Annotated in this window: 20 protein-coding genes; 8 read left to right on the top strand and 12 right to left on the bottom strand. The window is 40.6% G+C overall.

What is annotated here, in order from left to right; all coding sequences use genetic code 11:
• The first annotated feature begins 120 nt into the window (after positions 1–120).
• Both GVX98_RS11345 and GVX98_RS11340 read left to right on the top strand, forming a co-directional pair.
• Positions 121–855: a phosphoadenylyl-sulfate reductase gene (locus tag GVX98_RS11345; protein WP_078389855.1), complete on the top strand. Its 735-nt coding sequence runs from the start codon at positions 121–123 to the stop codon at positions 853–855.
• A gap of 161 nt (positions 856–1,016) precedes the next feature.
• Entirely contained in the window at positions 1,017–2,396 is a 1,380-nt protein-coding gene (locus GVX98_RS11340) for a wax ester/triacylglycerol synthase family O-acyltransferase (protein WP_159128706.1), read from the top strand.
• Between the two features lie 63 nt (positions 2,397–2,459).
• On the opposite strand, the gene GVX98_RS16775 is transcribed toward GVX98_RS11340, so the two are convergent.
• From GVX98_RS16775 to GVX98_RS11315, 6 genes are all read right to left on the bottom strand, one after another.
• Positions 2,460–2,633, bottom strand: coding sequence for a PA1571 family protein (locus GVX98_RS16775; RefSeq protein ID WP_171503345.1), 174 nt, complete (start codon positions 2,631–2,633; stop codon positions 2,460–2,462).
• Positions 2,634–2,764: 131 nt separating this feature from the next.
• Entirely contained in the window at positions 2,765–4,219 is a 1,455-nt protein-coding gene (rng, locus tag GVX98_RS11335) for a ribonuclease G (protein ID WP_159128123.1), read from the bottom strand.
• Positions 4,220–4,257: 38 nt separating this feature from the next.
• Positions 4,258–4,824 (bottom strand): Maf family nucleotide pyrophosphatase, encoded by a 567-nt coding sequence (locus tag GVX98_RS11330; protein WP_159128122.1) that lies wholly within the window; start codon positions 4,822–4,824, stop codon positions 4,258–4,260.
• Positions 4,812–5,303 (bottom strand): rod shape-determining protein MreD, encoded by a 492-nt coding sequence (mreD, locus tag GVX98_RS11325; protein ID WP_004981340.1) that lies wholly within the window; start codon positions 5,301–5,303, stop codon positions 4,812–4,814. Before mreD ends, GVX98_RS11330 begins: the two co-directional genes overlap by 13 nt.
• The gene (mreC, locus tag GVX98_RS11320; protein WP_004694667.1) at positions 5,290–6,147 is read right to left on the bottom strand and encodes a rod shape-determining protein MreC; all 858 of its coding nucleotides are present in this window, start codon (positions 6,145–6,147) and stop codon (positions 5,290–5,292) included. The genes mreD and mreC overlap by 14 nt, the downstream gene beginning before the upstream one ends.
• A 15-nt stretch (positions 6,148–6,162) precedes the next feature.
• Positions 6,163–7,209, bottom strand: a complete 1,047-nt coding sequence (locus GVX98_RS11315; protein ID WP_004694670.1) for a rod shape-determining protein — start codon at positions 7,207–7,209, stop codon at positions 6,163–6,165.
• A gap of 133 nt (positions 7,210–7,342) precedes the next feature.
• Here GVX98_RS11315 and gatC point away from each other — a divergent pair, with 133 nt between their 5' ends.
• From gatC to gatB, 3 genes are read left to right on the top strand one after another with little or no spacing between them, the layout of a single operon-like run.
• A complete protein-coding gene (gatC, locus tag GVX98_RS11310) occupies positions 7,343–7,657 on the top strand; it encodes an Asp-tRNA(Asn)/Glu-tRNA(Gln) amidotransferase subunit GatC (protein WP_159128121.1) in 315 nt (104 codons plus the stop codon).
• 53 nt (positions 7,658–7,710) lie between these two features.
• Positions 7,711–9,267 carry an Asp-tRNA(Asn)/Glu-tRNA(Gln) amidotransferase subunit GatA gene (gatA, locus tag GVX98_RS11305; RefSeq protein WP_159128120.1) on the top strand — a complete coding sequence of 519 codons (1,557 nt, stop codon included), beginning with the start codon at positions 7,711–7,713 and terminating at the stop codon, positions 9,265–9,267.
• On the top strand, positions 9,267–10,754 hold the full coding sequence (gene gatB, locus GVX98_RS11300; RefSeq protein ID WP_159128119.1) for an Asp-tRNA(Asn)/Glu-tRNA(Gln) amidotransferase subunit GatB: 1,488 nt from the start codon (positions 9,267–9,269) through the stop codon (positions 10,752–10,754). Before gatA ends, gatB begins: the two co-directional genes overlap by 1 nt.
• Before the next feature lie 43 nt (positions 10,755–10,797).
• Here gatB and GVX98_RS11295 read toward each other — a convergent pair whose 3' ends face one another.
• Positions 10,798–11,988, bottom strand: coding sequence for a phospholipase D family protein (locus GVX98_RS11295; RefSeq protein ID WP_159128118.1), 1,191 nt, complete (start codon positions 11,986–11,988; stop codon positions 10,798–10,800).
• A 419-nt stretch (positions 11,989–12,407) separates the two neighbouring features.
• Between GVX98_RS11295 and GVX98_RS11290 the strand changes: the two genes are divergently transcribed.
• Positions 12,408–12,881, top strand: a complete 474-nt coding sequence (locus GVX98_RS11290) for a hypothetical protein (protein WP_159128117.1) — start codon at positions 12,408–12,410, stop codon at positions 12,879–12,881.
• Between the two features lie 225 nt (positions 12,882–13,106).
• Positions 13,107–13,685, top strand: a complete 579-nt coding sequence (locus GVX98_RS11285; protein ID WP_159128116.1) for a DJ-1/PfpI family protein — start codon at positions 13,107–13,109, stop codon at positions 13,683–13,685.
• 117 nt (positions 13,686–13,802) lie between these two features.
• Here GVX98_RS11285 and GVX98_RS11280 read toward each other — a convergent pair whose 3' ends face one another.
• From GVX98_RS11280 to sbmA, 5 genes are all read right to left on the bottom strand, one after another.
• Positions 13,803–14,402 carry a hypothetical protein gene (locus GVX98_RS11280; protein WP_159128115.1) on the bottom strand — a complete coding sequence of 200 codons (600 nt, stop codon included), beginning with the start codon at positions 14,400–14,402 and terminating at the stop codon, positions 13,803–13,805.
• Positions 14,403–14,563: 161 nt separating this feature from the next.
• Positions 14,564–15,082, bottom strand: coding sequence for a hypothetical protein (locus GVX98_RS11275; protein WP_004694689.1), 519 nt, complete (start codon positions 15,080–15,082; stop codon positions 14,564–14,566).
• Positions 15,083–15,194: 112 nt separating this feature from the next.
• A complete protein-coding gene (locus tag GVX98_RS11270; protein ID WP_159128114.1) occupies positions 15,195–16,058 on the bottom strand; it encodes a hypothetical protein in 864 nt (287 codons plus the stop codon).
• Between the two features lie 60 nt (positions 16,059–16,118).
• Positions 16,119–17,171, bottom strand: a complete 1,053-nt coding sequence (locus tag GVX98_RS11265) for a hypothetical protein (RefSeq protein WP_159128113.1) — start codon at positions 17,169–17,171, stop codon at positions 16,119–16,121.
• Positions 17,172–17,314: 143 nt separating this feature from the next.
• On the bottom strand, positions 17,315–18,511 hold the full coding sequence (sbmA, locus tag GVX98_RS11260; RefSeq protein ID WP_004981363.1) for a peptide antibiotic transporter SbmA: 1,197 nt from the start codon (positions 18,509–18,511) through the stop codon (positions 17,315–17,317).
• A 449-nt stretch (positions 18,512–18,960) separates the two neighbouring features.
• On the opposite strand from sbmA, the gene GVX98_RS11255 reads away from it, so the two are divergent.
• Entirely contained in the window at positions 18,961–19,155 is a 195-nt protein-coding gene (locus GVX98_RS11255) for a hypothetical protein (protein WP_004694700.1), read from the top strand.
• Positions 19,156–19,358: the final 203 nt, after the last annotated feature.

Raw genomic sequence — 19,358 nt, 5'->3', positions numbered from 1 at the left:
TATTTTTTTCATAAGCATTTATTTTTTAGTGATAAGTGGCTGATTTCAACTCTATTAAAATACGCAGCAAATAACGTAATATAGGTCTTGTTAGATTCCAAGCCTATTGCCAGGATACTCATGACAACCATTCCAACTATTGATCTTGTTGATGCTCTCGCAGCTGAATATGCAAACAAATCGCCAAGTGAAATTTTAGCACTCGCACTGAATCAAACGGGTGAAATTGCCATATCGTTTTCAGGTGCAGAAGATGTCGTACTTATTGATATGGCTGCTAACTTAGGTAAACCTTTTCGCGTCTTTAGCTTAGACACGGGACGTTTACATGCAGAAACCTATCAATTTATCGAGACTGTGCGTAAACACTACAATATCAATATCGAAATCTGCTTCCCAGAAGCAGACACCGTTCAAAAACTGGTCAATGAAAAAGGTTTATTCAGCTTTTATCAAGATGATCATAAAGAGTGTTGTGGTATCCGTAAAGTTCAGCCTTTGCGTAAAAAATTAGCGACATTAGATGGTTGGATTACGGGGCAGCGTAAAGACCAAAGCCCAGGCACACGAACTGAAATTCCAGTTGTTCAAGCAGATGTTGGGTTTTCAGGCGAAGGGAAACAATTGATTAAATACAATCCCCTTGCCAACTGGTCCAGTGCCGATGTGTGGAGTTACATCCGCATGATGGAGGTACCTTATAATCCATTGCATGAGCGCGGTTTTATTTCTATTGGCTGTGAACCATGTACGCGTCCAGTGTTACCAAACCAGCATGAACGTGAAGGACGTTGGTGGTGGGAGGAAGCAACACACAAAGAATGTGGCCTGCATGCAGGTAATTTGAAAAAGTAAAGACTAAAACCACTGCAAAGCAGTGGTTTTTCGCAACCAATGGATACACACAAAGCGCTCCCATTGTTAAAAAAAATCGATATACTAGGTTTAAGTTCTATAATTCTAACAAGATTGCTCATATAGGAGCGGTCAGATATTGCAGTGAGGCAATGCAGACTATGCGTCCATTACATCCGATTGACTTTATTTTTTTATCACTTGAAAAACGCCAGCAACCCATGCATGTCGGTGGACTATTCTTATTCCAAATCCCTGAAAATGCACCTGCCAGCTTCATTCAAAATTTAGTTGCTGATATTCGTAATTCAAAATCGATTCCTATTCCCCCATTTAACAACAAACTCAACGGTTTATTTTGGGATGAAGATGAAGAGTTTGATCTTGATCACCATTTTCGTCATATCGCTCTCCCACAACCGGGGCGTATTCGTGAATTATTGACTTATATTTCACAAGAACACAGTAGTTTAATTGACCGCGCTAAACCGTTATGGACCTGTCATATCATTGAAGGGATTGAAGGGAATCGTTTTGCGATGTACTTCAAAATTCACCATGCGATGGTGGATGGTATTGCGGGTATGCGTTTGGTGGAAAAATCATTATCACAAGATCCAAATGCAAAGAGTATCGTACCACCATGGTGTGTTGAAGGCCCTCGTGCGAAACGCTTAAAAGAACCCAACGTCAGTCGCTTTAAGAAAATTATGAATGGCGTAATGGGGCAACTTGAGTCGACACCACGTGTCATGTATGAGTTGTCACAAACAGTCATGAAAGATATGGGACGTAATCCTGATTATGTTTCAAGCTTCCAAGCACCCAGCTCTATTCTGAACCAGCGAGTCAGCTCTTCGCGCCGTTTTGCAGCACAGTCTTTTGAGTTTGACCGTTTACGTCATATTTCTAAAAGTTTAAGTGTCACGATTAATGATATCGTACTGGCGATTTGTTCAGGTGCCTTGCGTGAATATCTTTTGTCCCAAGACGCACTTCCTAAAAAGCCTTTAATTGCCATGGTACCTGCATCGGTTCGCGATGATGATTCATCTATCTCGAACCGTATCACCATGATTCTGGCAAATTTAGGCACGCATAAAGAAGATCCTTTAGAGCGCCTCGCAATTGTTCGTCGCAGTGTGCAAAATGCTAAAGAAAAGTTCAAACGCATGAATTCAAACCAAATTTTGAACTATAGTGCGTTTGTTTATAGTGCGGCTGGTCTCAACATTGCCTCAGGCTTACTGCCTAAACGCCAAGCGTTTAATCTGGTAATTTCAAATGTCCCTGGTCCACGTGAACCATTGTATTGGAATGGAGCACGACTCGATGCGCTATACCCTGCCTCAATCATTTTGGATGGTCAGGCACTCAACATCACCATGACCAGTTATTTAGATAAACTTGAAGTTGGTTTGACAGCTTGTCGAAATGCACTGCCAAAGATGCAGAATCTACTCACACACCTAGAGGAAGAGATTCAACGCTTTGAAGCGATTGTGGGGGTCGAAGGCCCAAAGTTGCAAGCGGTCAGTTGATGCCGCAAAACGAATCAGAAATACAAGAATAATCAATAAAACTAAGAGGCTTCGATAAGCCTCTTAGTTTTTAATGCTACGACATTGTTTTAATAATTGATGACACGCACTACGAATCATGGCAGTTGTAATTTGTACTTCTTTACCCTGATCATCCACAATATACGCATTATGCGTTACTTTCGTATCTAATAAATGTTTCAAACCAGGTTGAATAATTGCTTCTCTAACACCCATATCACACCTCATTTGCTAAACCTATTTGAGAGAATAAGCTTTGGCTATTTCCGTGTTTCTAGTATTAAAAATCTAAGATCGAAAGTAAAATTTCAGTTGTAACAACTATTTAACCATATATTGTTACAATTTCAGCTCAGAATGATATCGTATTGCTCTTGCGTATATAAATTTTCCACCTGAAATTTAATCACCCGACCAATGAAATGCTCTAAATCCGCGACTGCTGGCGCTTCTGCGGTTAATAAGCGGTCAATCACGGATGGATGTGCAACGACAGTAAAGCCAGTCTGAGATTGATACGCACGTGTATATCTCATGATTTCTCGAAAGATTTCGTAACATACAGACTCAGCTGTTTTCACATAACCCCGTCCCTGACAGGTCGGACAAGATTCACATAATAAATGCTCTAATGATTCACGCGTACGTTTACGTGTCATTTCGACCAAACCTAGCTCAGAAACCTGCGTAATTTTGGTTTTTGCATGGTCCTGCTCAAGCATTCGTTCAAACTGAGTCATGACCTCAGTTCGATGCTCCTGCTCTTGCATGTCAATAAAGTCGATAATAATAATACCGCCTAAATTGCGTAGCCTCAGCTGACGCGCAATGACCTGTGTCGCTTCCATATTGGTTTTAAATACAGTGTCTTCTAAAGAGCGGCCACCTACATATGAGCCTGTATTGACATCAATGGTGGTCATAGCTTCGGTCTGGTCAATCATCAAATAACCACCAGATTTCAGCGCAACACGCGTTTGTAGTGCTCTTTGAATGTCTTCTTCGACATTATACAAGTCAAAAATTGGGCGCTCACCCGGATAGTGAATGAGACGCTCTTTGATATTCGGGACAAATTCTTCTACGAACTCTTGGAGTTTGCCATGAATTTCACGTGAGTCGACTGAAATTTTAGCGGTCTTTTCACTCGCAAGATCGCGAATAATACGCTGAGGTAAAGGTAGTTCTTCAAAGATAAGTGATGGCGCAACAATACTGATCTGTTTACGCTGAATAAATTCCCAAAGCTTTGCTAAGTAAGCCATATCTTGTGCAATTGCAGCTTCTGCTATGCCATCAGCGGCTGTACGAACAATCACTGAACCTGGCAGTTTGTGTTCCGCTTGAATACGCTCAATCATCGAACGTAAACGATCTCGTTCGGCTTCAGACTCAATGCGTTGAGAAACACCCGTATGATTGCCATAAGGCATCATCACTAAATAGCGCGAAGGAATGGAAAGGTCGGTTGAAAGCCGAGCCCCTTTTGTTCCCAGCATGTCTTTCATGACTTGAACGGTAAGCACTTGTCCCGGCTGTAAGAGCTCAAAAACATTGGGTGTGGGTTGGTTGCGTGACCAAACCATATCATTAATATGTAAAAAAGCAGTTCGTGACAGTCCAATATCGACAAAAGCAGCTTGCATTCCCGGAAGAACACGCACCACTTTACCTTTATAAATATTGCCCACTAAACCACGTTTCACCGTACGCTCAATAAATAATTCATTGACCGTGCCGTTTTCAATTAACGCGACGCGACATTCCATAGGCGTGACGTTAATTAATAACTCGTCAGACATAACAAACTCAAAACATTATAAAAAATCTTTTGAGACAGTTAATTTAGTGCCTTAACTGCCTGTAATAACTGTACCGTTTCATGCAACGGTAGCCCCACGACATTGCTATAGCTTCCCTCTATACGTGGAATATAACGTGCTGCAATGCCTTGTATGGCATAGGCTCCCGCCTTGCCAAGAGGTTCAGATGTAGCCCAATATGCTTCCATATCATTCAGGCTCAAATGCTGAAATTCGACTTCAGTACGAACTACTATACTTGAAATTTGCGTATTTGTACGGACACAAACCGCAGTATATACATCATGCTTACGCCCGGAAATTTTTTCCCACATTTCAAATGCATGCTGCTTAGATTCTGGTTTGCCTAATATCTCTTGATCGACCCCTAAACTGGTATCGGCAGCAATCACAATTGCATCAGGATATTGAAGCTGTACTGCCTCAGCTTTGGCACATGCCAGTCGTTCCACATAATAAGCTACCGACTCGCCTGCTTGTACAGATTCATCAATATCTGGACTATAGATATCAAAGACTAGACCGAGCTGTTCAAGCAGCTCACGGCGACGGGGCGAACTGGACGCTAAAATTAAACGCGCCATTTCTTCAACATGAAATAGACCATCGGGAAAGTCAGCACACTACTCAACAGCGGTTGCCAATGACGTGCAAGGGAAAACTGTGCCCCAATCATAATTTGTGCGATCCACGTAATAAACAGATGCGCGACCACAGCCAAGGTGGCGATGACCCAAATATTAGCAAAGGTCATAATTCGACGTTCCCGCGTTAAAAAACGGGACACAAATGTAATCAGGACAAAGCTGAGCGCGTTTAAGCCCAAAGGTGTATCGAGCAGTAAATCGGTGAAAATCCCGACTGCAAAGGCAAACCAGATTCCGCTCCATGTCGGTTGGCACAACACCCAAAACAGCATCACCATCATCATAAACAGTGGACGCCAACCAGAGATCGCATAAGATAAGGGATAGACCATCAACACTGAAGCAATGATCACTGAAAAAATGATCGGAAATAAGGGATCGCGCTGTTTAGCAGCACGAAGTTTAGCGATCGGCATGTGGTTGCTCCATCGCTAAAGAATCGGAAAATAACACAACGACATGATGCCCACCCGCTAACTGTGCAGCAGGAACAACATCAATTTGAGCAAACTCGCCTGAATTATGACGACTGATTTTTGAAATGGTGCCCACCAGATAACCTGCTGGAAAATGCTCACCTAAACCCGAGCTATACACTTTTTCACCCACTTTGATTTCAGCACTGGTCGGCACGTATTCCATTTTCAAATGACCCAAATCTCCAGTCCCTGAAACAATGGCACGCATTCCAGATCGCTCTAAGCGAACCGAAAGAGAATGTTCCTTATCTGAAAGCAACATGACGCGACTACTATGCGGATAGACATTAATAATCTGTCCCATAATACCTTTGTCATCCAACACGGTTTGCCCGACTTTTAACTGACTGTTGGCACCACGGTTTACCACAATAATATGACGCAGTGGATCGGCATCTGTCCCAATGACTTCTGCAATTTCCATACGACCATCAATGATCAACGGGGTATCTAACAGACCGCGTAAACGCGTATTTTCCGCAGATAATTCAGATAATTTTTGTAAACGCACCTGCGCCTGCAATAACTCGGCTTGCATCGCGGTATTTTCACGGCGCAATTGAGCCTCAGACTTGGTTTGTTGATTCAGCCACTCTCGCGATAACACGGGATAACTTGCTACGGCATAAATTGGATTATAAGCGGCGTACAAGACATCTCTTGCAGGTTGAATCACATGCGGCATGCGCCAGTTAAAAAACAGCACGACCAAGCATGTGATCACTGCAATGATAAATGAGCGAAAAGATGGCGGTTGTCTGGAAAACAGATTTGTTTGCACCCGCCGATTCCTTTATTAGCCTACAAATAACATGTCGTGATTTGGATTATCGAAGAATTCTAAAACTTTACCACCACCACGAGTGACACAAGTTAGAGGATCTTCTGCAACCACCACAGGTAAGCCTGTTTCTTGCGCAAGAAGTTTATCGAGGTTACGTAGTAACGCACCACCACCGGTCAACACTATACCGCGCTCAGCGATGTCTGAAGACAGCTCAGGAGGCGTTTGCTCAAGTGCAGATTTCACAGCTGAAACAATACTTTGTAAAGGATCAGAAATAGCTTGAGTAATTTCGTCCGAAGTCACAGTGATCGCACGTGGTACACCTTCAGCAAGGTTACGGCCGCGAACTTCAATTTCAAGTGCTTTGGCATCGGCTTCTGGTAAAGCCATACCCACTTCTTTCTTGATAATTTCAGCGGTAGTTTCACCAATCACGCAACCATGTGCTTTACGTACGTAGTTAATGATTTGTTCATCAAATACATCACCACCAATACGTAGTGAGTCAGCATAGACACAACCTTGCAGCGAAATAATCGCAATTTCAGTTGTACCACCACCAACATCTACCACCATAGAGCCGCATGCTTGTTCAACTGGCATACCTGCACCAATTGCAGCAGCCATTGGTTCTTCAATCAAACGAACATCACGCGCGCCTGCATTAAATACAGCTTCACGAATAGCACGACGCTCAACCAAAGTTGATTTGCAAGGCACACACACCACAACACGAGGTGCAGGTGGGAACAGACGTTTTTCATGTACTTTACCAATAAATTGGTTCAGCATGGTTTCAGTCACTTCAAAATCGGCAATCACACCATCCTTCATTGGACGAATGGCAGAGATATTTGCAGGTGTACGGCCCAGCATTTGCTTTGCATCAAGACCTACCGCGGCAACGATTTTTTGTGAACCACTGTGACGAATCGCCACAACTGTAGGTTCATTTAATATAATGCCTCGTCCTGGTGCATAAATAAGTGTATTTGCTGTACCTAAATCAATGGCTAGATCGGGCGAAAACAAGCCAATTAGTCTTTTTAGAATCACGGAGACGTTCTCGATTAAACTTTATGTGGACGCAAGGTGGCAACTTTAACTAAATGTGATGATTTGAACAAGTCAATCGCTTATTATAACGCACGATATTTTGAAATTTTTTAATACTGACTCAGGTGATGTTATGTCTACATCGGATGCACAGCATTCTGCAGATTTAAATGCACAAACAGTTTCAGCAATCGCCAATCTTGCTCGATTGTCGCTAGATGATACGCAATCTGCTGAATATGCTCAAAGTCTAAATAAAATTTTAGGCATGATGAAAACCTTAAAAGGCATCGACACCGATGGTGTTGAGCCGCTTAAAAGCCCATTTGATCACCCACAACCCTTACGTGAAGATGTGGTTTCAGAAACCAATCATCGTGATGAATATCAAGCCATTGCACCGCAAGTGCAAGACGGTTTGTACCTTGTTCCTCGCGTGATTGAATAATTTCTATTCAGTTAAACCATTATTTTGTAAAAATTAACGTAAAGACATTTCTCATGACAGATTTACATCGCTTATCGATTCGTGAACTCTCTGAGGGTTTAGCTGGGGCTAAATTTTCATCTCGCGAACTGACTGAACATTATTTAAAGCGCATTGCAAAACTGGATACACAAGTTAAATCTTATGTAACCGTGACTGCAGAACAAGCGCTTGCACAAGCCGATGCTGCCGATGCTGCAATTAAAGCAGGCACAGCGACCGTATTGACAGGTGTGCCAATTGCACACAAAGACATTTTTTGTACCCAAGGCATTAAAACCACTGCGGGCTCAAAAATGTTGGATAACTTTATCTCTCCTTACGACGCCACCGTTGTAGCGAAAGGCAAAGCCGCTGGTCTAGTCACTTTAGGTAAAGTGAACATGGACGAGTTTGCAATGGGTTCAACCTCTGAAAATTCTTACTATGGCGCAACTGCTAACCCTTGGTCACTAGAACGTATCCCTGGTGGTTCTTCTGGTGGTTCTGCAGCAGCTGTCGCGGCTGATCTTGCACCATTTGCAACAGGAACCGATACAGGTGGCTCTATTCGTCAGCCTGCTGCGTTATGTGGTCTTACCGGCTTAAAACCAACCTATGGTCGTGTGTCGCGCTTCGGGATGATTGCGTATGCATCATCACTGGATCAGGGCGGGCCAATGGCACGTTCGGCTGAAGACTGTGCCTACCTCATGAATGTGATGGCAGGTCACGACGCAAAAGATTCAACTTCGGTTGAAAAAGACGTTGATGACTATGTAGCAAATCTGAATGCTACATCAGTTAAAGGTTTACGTATTGGTATCCCAAAACAATATTTTGATATTTCCTACCTAAATGTTGAAGTACGCAAACGTATTGAAGAGTCATTGAAAAAACTGGAAGATATGGGCGCTACGTTGGTTGAGGTTGATCTCAACATGACTGAAGCTTATGTTCCGACGTATTACTTGATTGCGCCTGCTGAAGCGTCATCGAACTTGTCTCGTTACGATGGCGTACGTTATGGCTACCGTGCAGAGAACCCAGTTGACCTGATGGACTTATACAAACGTTCACGTTCTGAAGGTTTTGGTGCAGAAGTGCAACGTCGTATCTTGATTGGTACATATGCGTTGTCTGCGGGTTACTACGATGCCTACTATGTCAAAGCACAAAAAGTCCGTCGTTTAATCCAACAAGATTTCTTAAAAGCCTTTGAAAATGTCGATGTGATTGCTGCACCTGTAACAACCGCAACAGCATATCGTTTAGGTGCAAAATTAGCTCCTGAAATGACATATGCCGAAGACATTTATACAATTGCAGTCAATTTAGCAGGATTACCTGCAATTGCGTTCCCATGCGGTTTTGCAACTCGTGAATCAGATTATTACCCTGAAGCACCTCGCGATCCAAATGATTTAGGTTGTGGTACGTTTGGCTCTTGCGACCCTATAGATTTACCTGTGGGCTTACAGCTGATTGGTAACTATTGGTCAGAATCTCAACTGTTGTCTGTGGTACATCAGTACCAACAAGCAACGGATTGGCATACGAAACGTGCGGCAATTGCTGAGGAGAATGCATAATGGCCCAAAACAATGGTAAGAATGCTGCTAAACCAAAATCGTTATTGATTGATGGTTGGGAAGTCGTTATTGGGATCGAGATTCACACTCAGCTTGCGACCCAATCTAAAATTTTCTCAGGTTCTTCAACTGAATTTGGTCAAGACCCAAACACGCAAGCCAGCCTTGTTGACTTAGCAATGCCGGGTGTACTGCCTGTATTAAACAAAGAAGTGGTCGATTTAGCCATTCGCTTTGGTTTGGGTATTGATGCATACATTGACCAAGCATCTGTGTTTGCACGTAAAAACTACTTCTACCCTGACTCTCCAAAAGGCTACCAAATTAGTCAAATGGACAATCCGATTGTGGGCTTAGGTCATATCGACATTCAACTTGAAGATGGTACGGTGAAGCGCATTGGCGTAACGCGTGCCCACCTTGAGGAAGATGCAGGTAAATCGATCCATGACCAGTTTGAAGGTATGTCAGGCATCGACTTAAACCGTGCAGGTACACCTTTACTTGAAATCGTGTCTGAACCCGATATGCGTTCGGTTGAAGAAGCGGTCGCTTATATCAAATCGATTCACACTTTAGTGCGTTGGTTGGGTATTTCTGACGGTAACATGGCGGAAGGTTCGTTCCGTGCAGACTGTAACGTGTCGTTACGTCGTCCGGGTCAACCGTTCGGTACACGTTGCGAGTTAAAAAACCTCAACTCATTCCGTTTCATTGAACAAGCGATCAATGTTGAAATTGAACGCCAAATGGAAATTTTGGAATGGGACGGCACGATTGACCAAGAAACGCGTCTATTCGATCCTGTGAAGATGGAAACACGTTCGATGCGTTCGAAAGAAGAAGCGAACGATTACCGCTACTTCCCAGACCCTGACTTGTTACCTGTAATTATTTCAGACGCGCAAATTGAAACAGCTCGTGCTGCATTGCCTGAGCTTCCTGCGGCACGTCGTGAGCGTTTCGTCGCAGACTTTGGTGTCACTGAATACGATGCGCATGTCTTGACGCTGACTCGTGAAATGTCAGACTTTTATGAAGTGGTTGTGGATGCGGCTGGCGGCGCTGCACAAGGTAAAGTGTCTGCAAACTGGGTGATGGGCGAATTCTCTGGTGCTTTAAACAAAGCAGGATTAGAACTCGCAGACTCTCCTGTTTCAGCTGAAAAGCTTGGTGGCATGGTTGCGCGTATCGTGGATAACACCATTAGCGGTAAGATTGCGAAGCAAGTATTCGGCTTTATGTGGGATGAAGGCAAAACTGCGGACGAAATTATTGCGGAAAAAGGCTTGAAACAGGAAACTGATACAGGCGCGATTGAAGCGATTATTAAAGACGTTCTTGCTGCCAACGAGAAGATGGTTGAAGAGTTTAAATCTGGTAAAGAGAAAGCTTTCAATGGTCTTGTTGGTCAAGTGATGAAAGCCTCTAAAGGTAAAGCAAACCCTGCTCAAGTAAATGAATTAATGAAGAAATTGATTGGTTGATCTTATCTACTCTGAAAAAAACCCGCTTTAAAGCGGGTTTTTATTAATCTTCATGTTTATAATAAATTGCATCAAGCATAGCCGCTCTTTTAGACCACAATTCATAATCCGAAGAGTTGATTAATATCTCTGTTTGATACCAATCTTTTTTATGAATTTCTTGAAGCATTTCCCAATAGTTATCAACACTAATTTTTGCTCTAGAGTTTAAGGCCTGTCTAATTCTAACTTCATTTTTCTTATTAATTGGCACAAAAAAATCTGGGCGTATAACTGCTAAAAATCTAGTATAACATGCTATTTTCGGGCTCTTCTCTTGCCCCTGACAAGCTTCATCAAATAACTTAATATATTGAACAAAATGTTTCTTTAAAACTTTACCATCCTGAGGAATTACATCTAATGCTTTAGTTATCAAATCTGCATGCTCATTAATTACATTTTTCATGAAACCAGCACCTTCTAATGAACCAAACCAACCTGAGTTATATGGCAACGTATTTTTCATTCCTGCTATAAGCTTTCTTTCATCTTTAGTTAATTTTTCAAACTTATCTTTGCTTAATAAATTTTTAACCTTATCTAACATAGCCAAACGTTCTACATAACCATCATATAAATCATTTTCCACTTCTTGCTTAAATTCCTGCCAAGAAATATTTAAAGAATTATCAGATGGAACTGAAGATTTCAGCTCTTTGACCTGTTTTTTATGTTTTGAATTCTGCAATGATGAATTCAACATCTTTTGTACTTTATATTTCTCTTTATATAATTCTAGATAATCACTTGTAATTTTTTCATTATTTTCACTGTAATCTGATATTTTTTGCATAATTTCAATTAATGTGTCGTCATCTTCTTTCATTTCCAATAAGATAGATAGTTCATCATTCGTATTAAAAGCACCAGAAGTAAAATTTGCACTCCCTAAAATAACTTTGTAATCATTTTTAAATTTAAAAACAAAAACCTTAGGATGAAAAACTCCTGATACTGTCTTTTTGAAAGAAACTTTATCGTTATTCATAAAATTTTCTATAAATTTAGGACTTGTTTGATAAAAATGTAACCCCACAACAGCCAAATTAATTTTGTATGCATGTTCTACTAATACATTAAAAACTGAATGCTTATCTGTTGCCCATGCAGTTGCAAAATAAATTTTTTCACAGTTAAGTATCAAATCTTCAAAAGTTTCCGATAATGTAATAGGGTCTGCTAGTAATCGCATTTATATCCTCTTTTCTGTAATTGTTACAATAAAAATATAATTTAGAATAGTATGAAGTTTAATAACACCTTACTAATATTTAAAAAGCAAAGAAAGAATTACTATTTAAATTTCATAATTTTACACATACAATCAATCAAAATATTTCCCCCAAGACAATCTGCTCATCAAAAAAGTATCATCCACTCACAAACTTGAAATCTTAGTGCATATCTAACTTTCAAATTCACTATCTATATGTAAGTTGAGTTATGAAAAGGCAGAATTTTTCATTTGATCAATTCGATACACGTTATCCCTTCTCCTTTACCAAAGGAGAGGGCTAGGAAAGGTTCCCCTAGCATGCTTTCCCAAATCTACTACACTAAACATATTCTATTTTTAAAAATTAACCACTTGCAAAAAATCAAAGGACAAAAATGAAAACCACCATTCTTATACTTTCTACCCTTGCCTTCTTCAGCACCACCGCCTTTGCAGAAACCAAACCCACTGTTTCTGCTAAAGAAGCCAGCCAAATATTTAAAGCCGCAGGCTTTTCAAAAACCAAACATGGTTGGAAAGGTAGCTGCGATACAGGTGAAATCACCACATACAAAGACCTCAATGGTGACGGTCTAAAAGACGCAGTCATTTCAGACTATAGCACCATGTGCTATGGCAACACAGGTGTCGGCTACCATATCGTTGCTCAGCAAAAAACTGGAAATTGGAAACTCATTTTTGAAAACATGGGCATCCCTACTTTTCTAAAAACCAAAGGAAAAGACGGCTGGCCAGATATTGAAAATGGTGGCCCCGGATTTTGTTTTGCTGTTTACCGCTGGAATGGTCAAAAATATGATGTCAACCGTTATGAATATCAGGGCAAAGCCTGCACATTAGACTATTAAACACCTCAGCATAGTAAATTTCATATCCATGAATATGTAAACTGATTGATTTAACATGCTTTTACAGACAGTTAAAGTGCCTCAATTACTTGGGGCTTTTTTATAAAAAATGACTTCAGTTATACGACTAAAGAGCACTGAATGACTTAAAAATGCCATCTGAACTGTGCTAATTTAGATCAAAATTGAACATAAATATGCACAAACAATAAAGAGGGTTTAAAGATGTCAAAACAAATTTTAATGCTCGTGGGTGACTATGCCGAAGACTATGAAACCATGGTGCCTTTTCAGTTTTTAACGGGTCTCGGTTATACCGTTCACGCAGTCTGCCCCGATAAAAATGAAGGTGAAAGCATCACCACAGCCATTCATGACTTTGAAGGCGAGCAAACCTATAGTGAAAAACGCGGTCATAACTTTGCCATCAACTACAACTTTGAAGCGGTACACACTGCGGACTATGTCGGTTTGGTCATTCCCGGTGGTCGCGCGCCCGAATATTTACGCATGAATGAACGTATTCTTGAGATCGTACGTGAGTTTGATACTGCGAAGAAGCCAATTGCAGCAGTTTGTCATGGTGCTCAAATTCTTGCGGCAGCCGATGTACTCAAAGGCCGTACTTGTTCAGCTTACCCTGCGTGCGCAGCCGAGGTGAAACTAGCAGGCGGGACTTATGCGGACATTGAAGTGACTGAAGCTGTAACAGACGGACACTTGATCACAGCGCCTGCTTGGCCTGCCCACCCTGCTTGGATGGCGCAATTTATTAAAGCTTTAGGGGCGACTGTGACGATTTAATTGTGTTGTTCCTCAACTGAATTTTTTATGGCATGATTTATCGTCTTTTTAGATTCAAAAATAAAAAAGCTCCTTCGATTCAAGGAGCTTTTTTTAATCGCTGTTCTTTTTAAAGTACTACAAACCTTCGAGTTGGGCATCACATCCCGCCCATTCATTTACATAATTTAAAGATCTAAGTGGTTTTAGTTCAACCCTTTCACCAGTGGGCATGATTTCATTGATTGCCAAAGAACATTGCATTCCGCCAGCGTTATCCAATAACTCATAATTTTTATTTGTCGCAAACTTATAAACGGCATCAACACTACAACCACGCAACTCCATACCATTGTGGTAACTCTTATATGCACTAATTGCTAAAAAGCGTTCAGCAGGTACTTTAAACTCAGCAAAATTAATTTCAGCTGGCGGAAAAGGCATGTCTAATAATTTTTGTTTGTACTTAATCTGACTGCTTTGCATTTGTTCTTTAAATGATCCCATACTTTCGACTTCGGGTAACATTTGGAAGTTTGGCTGCATTGATGTCATGCATCCATTTGGGTATAAACGTACTCCAAAGTTATTTTTATTTTCAATCCGAAGCTTTGCTGTATGCTCAGCATTAGAGTCTTGATATAACTTAAGACCCAACATTTTTTTTGATTGATTCACCATTCCTGCGCTACAACCAGCTAATCCCAAGACTAAAAAGCCAATCACTATTTTTTTCATCTACTTGTAAAAATCAATTAAAAATTTGCATCAAATACTAGCAAATATAATAGGTTGCACAACCTGTAATTCTTATTTAAAAATGTTATTTTGATCTTCCTAATAAAAAAGCCTCTTTAGAGAGAGGCTTTTATGATTCTTAGATTAGCATTTAAATACAACTACCTCGTCACACCCAACTTATTCCAAATCTCTGGGGTTAAAAAAGTCGTGACCAATTTATTCAAATCCACATAACGCAGTACGCCTTGCAACTGTCCTTTCACTTCAGGGTTCTTTAAAATTTCCTCACCTGTAATCTGTCCAAGTTCCTGAAAACTATCTCCAACCGCTTGTAAGCCTTCAGCTTGAATCACTGCTTTGGTCTGTGCTGAACATTGCTCCACCAAAATGCGTTGTAATACTTGTGCTAAGTTTTTATCTAGCTGTGTACGCTGCGCATCGGTGACATTGCTATACACCTTCAGATCAGGATGTGCAGCCAGTGCAGCAAACGTCCACTGCAACACAGTGGTTTTATCTGTTGCTGTCGTTGACTTCACCAAACAATTACTCAGTTGGTCGACTGTGGTACTGGCCGTTGCAACTTGGACTGAACCACACAATGCTGCTGCCAAAAGAACATGACGAAAAATAACAGAAGACCGACCACGTAAAACGCTTAAAACTGGCTGTGACATAAACTCAACTCCAATCAATAATTGCATTCTTTGTATCATAAAGCCCGCCAATCAGCCTGTTATGGAACTGTAAAATTACCGTGTAGTTGGAGAAAAAATTAAATCGCTCAATTCAAGCGATTTCCCTATCCAACTCAGCAGTTTCAAAGGCAACGAGCTGTGGGTGTATGGTCGGGCATGCATTCCAAAACCAATAAAAATAACCTTCGGGATCAAGCAAAGTATGCATCTGAATCGTAGATTGATCACTTTCTCCCTTCCAACACGCTAAAGCCGCATTACGGTTATTATGTAAATCAATAAATTCAGGAGCGACTTGCTTCGACATTTCAGGAATATAAAGTGCGTCGCCATGTTCTACCCACAAGTCAGCCAAGTAAATTTTTCGGTCTTTTGGAAAATATCGTCCTGCTGAAATCACCAACGGCAATTGATTTGGATCGGTCGAAACAAACACATGCGGAAAGTCGTGATGCTCTAGGTCTGTGACGACAAAAGGGTATAAGGTTTTTGCGGCTAGATTAATTTGAGTTGGGTCATAAGGGAAAAAATGACCCGCCAACATGCCATATTGATATTTAATTTGAGACAACTTTTTCCGTGTAGCCTGCACCTCTATCGCCTGACCAGCTTTCACTAAAGTCATACCAAAGGCAGCAGCCGTTTCTGGCGTGGCTTTTAATGCCATAAACTCAAAAGAGTTTCCTGCAAACGCTAACTGAGTCTGCTCTCCCCAATGGGTTTGGATCGTTGCAATTTCTTCAGGCACAGCATAAACATGTCCCATACTCATACGGGCATTGGTTGATGCTACTTGAATCAGTTCAATACCAGTTGATACATCGGCTAAATACTCAAGTGTTCCGCCATTGTTGTAAAAATAAGGCTGAGCTGAAATATCAACGTCTATTTCTTGCACGGTCTGATCCAGCAAAGGCGCAGTAAAATAGGTGGCGGGCATTTGGACATTACTCATGATGTTATTTCCTTTGGTTGAGGTGCTCACATGAAATTCTGTCGCAAACAGCCGAAAATCTTACTTCATTTGCTTGAGCATATTTTTAGCACCTGTATGGTTATGGTTTTTGGCTAAGTTCTGCAAAACATATTTTGCCTGCCCTTTAGGGTTGGAAAAACGACTGCTATAACTTGGAATACCCGTTAAACAACGTGCAACTAATATGCCCGATTCGGTATAGACATTTGAGGCATCCGACCCCGGCAAACGACCATAGTTATATGCACGTTGTGCACTGTTACAGGCAGCGACTTGGTTGCGTCCACTGTTAATATCACGGCGTGCAGCCACATACAATTTGGCCTGTTGCTGCTGTGGTGTTTCTACAGCTTTGGCGGCTTTCGGTGGTACTTCCACTTTGTTTTCTTTTTTAGGCTCTACTTCTTTTTTGCTTTCTTCCTCTTTCTTCACCTCTGCCTTGGTCGCAGGTGCCTTCGTCACCGCTTTTTTGCTTGGCGTAATAGGGGTCATACTTCGTGGTGCTGACTCAGTCAATACTTTGCTTTGTAGATTAACCACACGCGTATCATTTGAATTAGGCAGTTTACGTTCAGACACTGCCTCAATACTCACCAGCCACTGTTCGCTATTATTGAGTTGGCAACGAAAAGTACCCGTGCCCTGTTTTAAACTGTTATAGGTACGAAGTAATTTTTTCGCCCACGGATCTTTCACTAAGCTAAAACTACTTTTTTGTGTCTGAGTAAAACGCCCACCATGTGCTTGGCAATATTGACTAAACATGCTCCGTGGATATAGTGCCTCGATATCTTTTTCATTTTTTACACCTACCGTGTGATACACGTATTCTTTGCTGTTTTTATCGATATCATTAATTTTTCGTTCTACGATTAGTTCTTGTGGTGATGCAATATTTGTAAAAGGTGCTTGTGCTATATTTCCCAGACTGGTACAGCCCTGCAACACACTCCCCAAAACCCCAAATACACATAAAATTTTATAATTCACTACGACTTTACTCTTAAACACCCGCATAAAAACATTAGCGGAAAGCTCATAAAATAACAAACTTAAATAACTGTTTTTATTATTTATTTTAGTTTGACGCACACATCATTCTGCTTTGTTTTATGATAACCTCAACAACATTACATAAATTTAATTTGAACCACACAACAAAAGTTACAGACAAAACGATGCTTGAGCACATAAAAAACCTGCCGTTAAAGGCAGGTTAAATACATCAAAAATATTTAGTCATCCAAAGTCGCTTCAAAAGCTTTCAGACGCTTATAAATCGAGAGCAGTTCGATAATAGTTGGCCATGATGCAATCAAATACTGAAATGACTCTCGGACTTTGCCAAAAACATTTGCGATTTGCATCATCAAACCTAAGGTGATCGCACCCGCGGCAATACTTGGAAATAAAACAAATAAACCATAAATATTGTCAAGTTGCATATACCAAATACGCACTAAGTTAAAATAAGCATAGTGGAAATATAGGCGGAAATAGTTAAGACGTACTTTGCTAAACAGCTCTTTTAAACTCACTGGATCAGCACGTTCAGCATGATCTTCGCCATACACCAACTCTTTTCGATAGGCTGCTTCGACTTTTTGATTATTAAACTCTAAACCTGGTAATTTAGCACCAACGACCATCAGCACAACTGTACCAAACACAGCCCAACCTACTGCCGCCCAAACCAATGCATGCGGAATTTCACCTACCACAGGCAAAGCTTTGACATGCATAGATAAGCTAAATAACACAGGTAAAAATGCAATGAGAGTCATTAACGCTTCAACCAAGTTCACCCCCAAACTTTCAGTGGTTTTGGCAAAGCGCATGGTGTCTTCTTGAATACGCTGTGATGCCCCCTCAATGTGTCGTAGTTTTTCCCAATGCTCAGTGTAATATTCATTCATTGCAGTACGCCAACGGAACACATAATGGCTGACGAAAAATAAATTTAGCACCATTAAAGTCACGGCCACCATTGCCACATACAAAAAGGTCAGGACACCTGTATAAAGGGTGTTGACGTCTCCGCCCCCATTACTCAACATTTCTTGGATTAAGTCATAAAAAGGGTTATACCAAGCATTTACAACGACACTGACCTGTACACCAAACCAAATGTTAAACAAGATGAATGCTGATCCCCATACCGACCAACGCTGCCATTTATTGTCAGAAAAAAAACGCCAAAATAAGGCAAACAAGCAGGTCGAAACAAAGAACCACAAATAAAACCATAAAAAAGCGGGCGACCAAAAACGGCTTACTCCAATGACTAAATCAGCTTCAGCATAACCTGCAGGAAAGCCAATCCAACTACCCCATCCACTGCCACCCGAATACCATAAAGAAAGATTGACAATAAACCACACAATCAATGAGATAAAAAACCATCTAGGGTTTGGGAAAAATGACTTAAACATGAACGATATATATCCCTTTTATATTTCAGGTATGCAATCCGTGCATACTAATCCTTATTTCTTAATTTAGTAAAATCGCATTACAGCAAGTTTGTACACTTTACTTATCCTTATTTGGTTATACGTTATTTGATTTGTATGCCCCTTCACAAGAGCTCAGGACATTATTTTCCGACTTGATCAGTCACATCACAATCAAAATAAATTATTTCAATAACTTATGAAAATAGGAAAGGACTTGGCCCCAGATTTAAAATAATATTTTATTGCTTATAACTTTTGGGTTTCAAACTGAAAAATTGCTTAGGATTTAAAGCGAGTGCAATGACGGTATTTCTCTGACAACCATACGATTACTTGTTGATTTTATGTATAAAAGAATGAAGTTTGCACATTTTAAAATGACTTCATGCTACTATCTTTTCATTAAAAACTATTGGATCTATGACATGGAAACCCTAGTACTTGAACTGATCAAACCACTCACACTGACAAAAGAAGACTTTCCACCCATTAACTTTGAAGAAGGCACTGTGCTCAAAGTTCTCATGAAAACACCTACAGGTTACTTGGTAACGGCGGACTCTCGTTTTAATTTTACGGTGTCTTTTGATGATGAAAATCAAGTATGGCAGAAGCTGTAATTTGCAATGCTCTTTAATAAAAGAATAATCCATTCAATAAGATAAAAATAAAATCCATCTTTTTTTATTGATTTAAAACTGATTATTTTTATTAAAATTTAATTTTTTATACCGAATCAGCAAATGAATACCGTACTGAGAGTTTTCTGTACCTATTGATTTTGTGATTTCTAGGGCTCATTTGTAGCATCGTTATGCATTCA

The organism is Acinetobacter sp. 8I-beige, from assembly GCF_902505955.1.
GTDB lineage: Bacteria > Pseudomonadota > Gammaproteobacteria > Pseudomonadales > Moraxellaceae > Acinetobacter > Acinetobacter johnsonii.
The sequence above is the reverse complement of the archived record's forward strand: the minus strand, read 5'-3'. Positions and strand labels throughout refer to the sequence as shown.